Here is a 3,885-nt window from a genome sequence, read left to right as displayed (position 1 = left end):
GCGATCATGCCCGGCGGTATCCGCACCGAACTCGGCCGACACATGACGCAAGCCGACGAGGACGCGCTGGTCGCATCGATCAACACATCCTACGCAAAGGCCGGCCTGCCGCCCTTCGCGTTCAAGACGATCCCGCAAGGGGCCGCCACATCGGTCTGGGCCGCCGTTGTCGCGGATGCGGAGCTTATCGGTGGGTGTTACTGCGAGGATTGCCATGTCGCCGAGATCGCCGAAGGCGAAGCCATGCGCGATGGTGTCCGCGCCTACGCACTTGACGAAGAGCGGGCAAAACAGCTCTGGGCGAAAAGTGAAGAATGGGTTGGGGAGCGCTTCTGAGCATAGGTCTGTTGATCGCCGCTGAGAACTGAGGCGGCAAGAGGCGCTTTGGTTAATATGGACTTTATTTGGATCTATTCAGACTTTGGTCCGGGTCAGTGGCCTGAGGTCCGACTTTCTGTGACGCTGCGAAGCGTCTAGTATTGTGCCATGGGAATGCCTCTGGAACAATTCGACAGCATGCGCCCGGTGCGGTGGATGGCACGCATCAGCCTTGCGTGGCAATTCGTGCTTGCGGGTGCGGTTGTGCTTGTGTTCGGCATGGTGACGATCGGCGTCTGGGTCACCGCCCGCATCACCGAAACCGTCACCGAGCAGGCAGCAACCGCGACAGCCTTGTATGTCGACAGCATCATTGCGCCGCTGACACAGGAACTTGCCAATGCATCGACGCTGAGCCCCGGAGCCCGGATTGCATTGGAGGAAACCTTGCAGCAAGGCGCGCTCAGCGAGCGCATGTTCGCCTTCAAGATCTGGAAGCCGGACGGGACGATCGCCTACAGCAACGAATCCGCGCTGATCGGACGGCGCTTCGGGATCACCGAAGGTCTGGAAACGGCCCGCGCCGGCACGGTCCATGCCGAGTTCGACGCGCTGGAGGGTGAGGAGAATGCGACCGAACGGGTGGCGGGCAAGCCGCTGCTCGAAATCTACAGCCCGATCCGCGAGCCATGGTCGGGCCATGTCATCGGGATCGCCGAGTTCTACGAGGTTGCCGACGACCTGCGCGCCCAGCTTGCGCATGCCCGTATCGGCAGCTGGCTTTTCGTCGGCGCCGTGACCCTGACAATGCTGGCGTTGCTCTTCGTCATCGTGGCGCGCGGTAGCCGGCAGATCGCGTTCCAGAGCGAGAGCCTGAGATCGCAGGTCGAGGATCTCCGACGCCTTCTCGACGAGAACCTCGCGCTTCGGCAGCGTGTCGAGCAGGCGGCGCGACGCACGGCGGCGCTCAACGAGCGCTACCTGCGCCGCCTGTCGGCGGAACTGCACGACGGGCCCGCCCAGCTTCTCGCCTTTGCCTCCTTGCGTCTCGGCGCCATCACTCCCGCGGGACCGGATGCGGCCGAAGCCCAGCGGGTCAAGGGCTCGCTCGACGAGGCGATGCGCGACATTCGCAACATCTGCCGGGGTCTGACCCTGCCCGAGCTCGACGCGCTCGACAGCCGCGAGGTGCTGCGCCGCGTTGTCGCGGCCCATGAAAGCCATGCGGGAACCCCGGTGGCGACCGACATCGGCGACCGGCTGCCATCGCTTTCGCAGGCAGGAAAGATCTGCGTCTACCGCTTCGTTCAGGAGGCCTTGAGCAACGCGACGCGGCATGCCGGCGGCAAGGAACAGCGCGTCACGGCCGAGACCGTCGATGACGGGCTTCAGGTCGCCGTCAGCGACGCGGGGCCCGGCTTCACCCGTGATGCGTCCCGAAAAGGTCTGGGGCTCGACGGGCTCGAGGAGCGCATCGCCTCCCTCGGCGGACGGTTCGTCCTCAAGTCGGAGCCGCGCGAGGGAACACGCATTGCCATGTGGCTGCCGGGAGAGACGCGACCATGACCCAGACGACCAGCAGCATCGTTGTCGTCGACGACCACCCGCTGTTTCGCGAGGGTGTAGCCCTCACCCTGACGCAGCAGCCGGATTTTTCCGTCGTCGGACAGGGGGCGTCGGCAGCCGACGCCGTGCGGCTTCACGACACCCATCAACCCGATCTCATTCTGTTGGACCTGTCGATGCCGGGAGGAGGGCAAGACGCGCTTGTCAGCATCCTGAAGGTGGCGCCGGAGGCGAAGATCCTCGTGCTGACCGCATCCGAGATCGACGACGACGTGCTTCAGGCGCTGAGGGCGGGCGCACGCGGCTATGTGCTGAAGGGTGTCGGCGCGCAGGCGCTCGTCGATGTCGTGCGCAGTGTTCTTGCCGGCGAAAGCTATGTTTCCCCGTCGTTGGCCGCGCGCATACTCACCGAGATGCGCGTGCCGGCACGCCAGCCTGTCGGGCAGGGCGAAGAGGAGACGGATGGCGACCTGCTGTCGCATCTGACACGCCGGGAGGAACAGATCCTGCGGCTGGTCGCCGACGGCAACAGCAATAAAGAAGTGGCGCGACGCCTTGATCTGCAGGAGAAGACGATCAAGCACCACATGACCAGCATCCTGCAGAAACTGAAGGTGCGCAATCGCACCGAGGCAGCCGTCATGCTCAAGGACGCCCGGCCACGGTGATCGCTCAGAATTTGCCGTAGTCGTCCTTGCGAGCCTGCCGGTTGATCACCAGCCGGCCGTTCGGATCGAAAACGCGGTAGCGTCCCTTGCGGATCTCGACCCGCCAGCCTTCCGCATAGACACGCTGCCGGTCTCCGCCGGATTCGCGTGCGCCATCCGCGCGGTCCTCTTGCGTCCCGTCGTCATCGCGCGCACCGTTGCCACGATCATCCGAGTGGCCTGACCTGTCGTCACCCGAGCCCCGATCGTCTGAGTGTCCCGAGCCATGCGATCCAGAGCCGCTCGAACCGCCGCTCCGCCCGCCGCCCCCATGGCCGCTGCCCTTGTCTGCAAGAGCCGGCAGCGCGCCGCCGAGGAAGGCCGGCAGGACGACCAGCAAGAACGCCAGGACGCGCGTCCGCTGGCTGCGGACCAGGCGCTGTCGTTCTGCAAGTGGGCGCTTGCAAGTGAGTGTCGGCCTTGACGGCACGCGGCATCTCCCTCTGTGGGATGGATGTGGCACAAGGGTCATGCCACATCTATCGCCTATCATGCACCGGTATCGAGACATTCTCGATTTTCCTGCAGCCGTTTGTCTCTTCGGGGCAAACGGTTTCCACGTATACTGACAGATCTCGTCGACTCAGGCACGGCCGCGATCATCGCCGGCCGCGTCATCCTTTCCACGACCCCGCCGGCCTGCACCCTTGGCGTCGTCGGCGCCGCGACCGCGACGCACATGGCCGACCGGATCATCCGCACCCCTACGCGCTAAGAGCCACGGCTGCGGCCGGTTCGACGCGGCATGCTTTGCCCCGTCATCGCGGCCCCGGCCACGACGACCAGCGCCCTTGGCGTCGTCGGCGCCCTTGCGCGAGATCAGCACATCGACGGTGGCTTGCTTGTGGAGCCCACCCTGCGACGCGCCCATGGTGTTGTATGCGGCCTGCACGGAGCCGGTGCCAAGGATCAGCGCGAGCAGGGTGCAGCCGGCCAGCGTGGATTTCAGCAACGTCATGATCTTTTTCCTCTTCTGGTGTGCCGCGCACCCGGCGCGGCGGCGACGACGAGCGTGAATGCCAGCCGTGCCCAGAGTGTTGCCCAACCATTTCGTTGCCGGATACGGCCCCCGGACCTCTGCCGTCATGGGACGGACCTTTGTCCGAAGGCGCGCACGACATGAGCGGTGTGCTGCAGATTTATAGCGACCGCTTTTCTTTAATCTTTATGTCCCGTCGGGCTTTGGGTGCGGGGATAATCCTTGGCACCCCTTCAGGTGTCCGACATCAGCGCCTGTGAGACAAAATTGGTTGAGTTGAGAAGAGAGGATTTTCGGCTCATCGTAGCTCTATCG

General features: G+C 64.6%; 4 protein-coding genes and 1 pseudogene. 3 read left to right on the top strand and 2 right to left on the bottom strand.

Going from position 1 to position 3,885, the window contains the following annotated elements:
* From ACEVQ6_RS23475 to ACEVQ6_RS23465, 3 genes and pseudogenes are all read left to right on the top strand, one after another.
* Positions 1 to 336, top strand: a pseudogene (locus ACEVQ6_RS23475) (SDR family NAD(P)-dependent oxidoreductase); the annotation flags it as partial.
* Positions 337 to 534: 198 nt separating this feature from the next.
* On the top strand, positions 535 to 1,884 hold the full coding sequence (locus tag ACEVQ6_RS23470; RefSeq protein WP_374891465.1) for a sensor histidine kinase: 1,350 nt from the start codon (positions 535 to 537) through the stop codon (positions 1,882 to 1,884).
* Positions 1,881 to 2,552: a response regulator gene (locus ACEVQ6_RS23465; protein WP_374891464.1), complete on the top strand. Its 672-nt coding sequence runs from the start codon at positions 1,881 to 1,883 to the stop codon at positions 2,550 to 2,552. The genes ACEVQ6_RS23470 and ACEVQ6_RS23465 overlap by 4 nt, the downstream gene beginning before the upstream one ends.
* 4 nt (positions 2,553 to 2,556) lie before the next feature.
* Here ACEVQ6_RS23465 and ACEVQ6_RS23460 read toward each other — a convergent pair whose 3' ends face one another.
* Positions 2,557 to 2,931 (bottom strand): hypothetical protein, encoded by a 375-nt coding sequence (locus ACEVQ6_RS23460; RefSeq protein ID WP_374891463.1) that lies wholly within the window; start codon positions 2,929 to 2,931, stop codon positions 2,557 to 2,559.
* A 243-nt stretch (positions 2,932 to 3,174) separates the two neighbouring features.
* Positions 3,175 to 3,549, bottom strand: a complete 375-nt coding sequence (locus ACEVQ6_RS23455) for a hypothetical protein (RefSeq protein ID WP_374891462.1) — start codon at positions 3,547 to 3,549, stop codon at positions 3,175 to 3,177.
* Between the last annotated feature and the right edge of the window lie 336 nt (positions 3,550 to 3,885).

Source organism: Ensifer soli, assembly GCF_041928815.1.
Lineage (GTDB): Bacteria > Pseudomonadota > Alphaproteobacteria > Rhizobiales > Rhizobiaceae > JBHFEI01.
Note: the sequence above shows the minus strand (reverse complement) of the source record. Positions and strands in the feature narration are given on the sequence as shown.

Bases quoted from the DNA above. Each gene is read 5' to 3' on its own strand.
- ACEVQ6_RS23470 (WP_374891465.1), top strand. From the start codon at position 535: ATGGCACGCATCAGCCTTGCGTGGCAATTCGTGCTTGCGGGTGCGGTT.
- ACEVQ6_RS23465 (WP_374891464.1), top strand. From the start codon at position 1,881: ATGACCCAGACGACCAGCAGCATCGTTGTCGTCGACGACCACCCGCTG.
- ACEVQ6_RS23455 (WP_374891462.1), bottom strand. From the start codon at position 3,549: ATGACGTTGCTGAAATCCACGCTGGCCGGCTGCACCCTGCTCGCGCTG.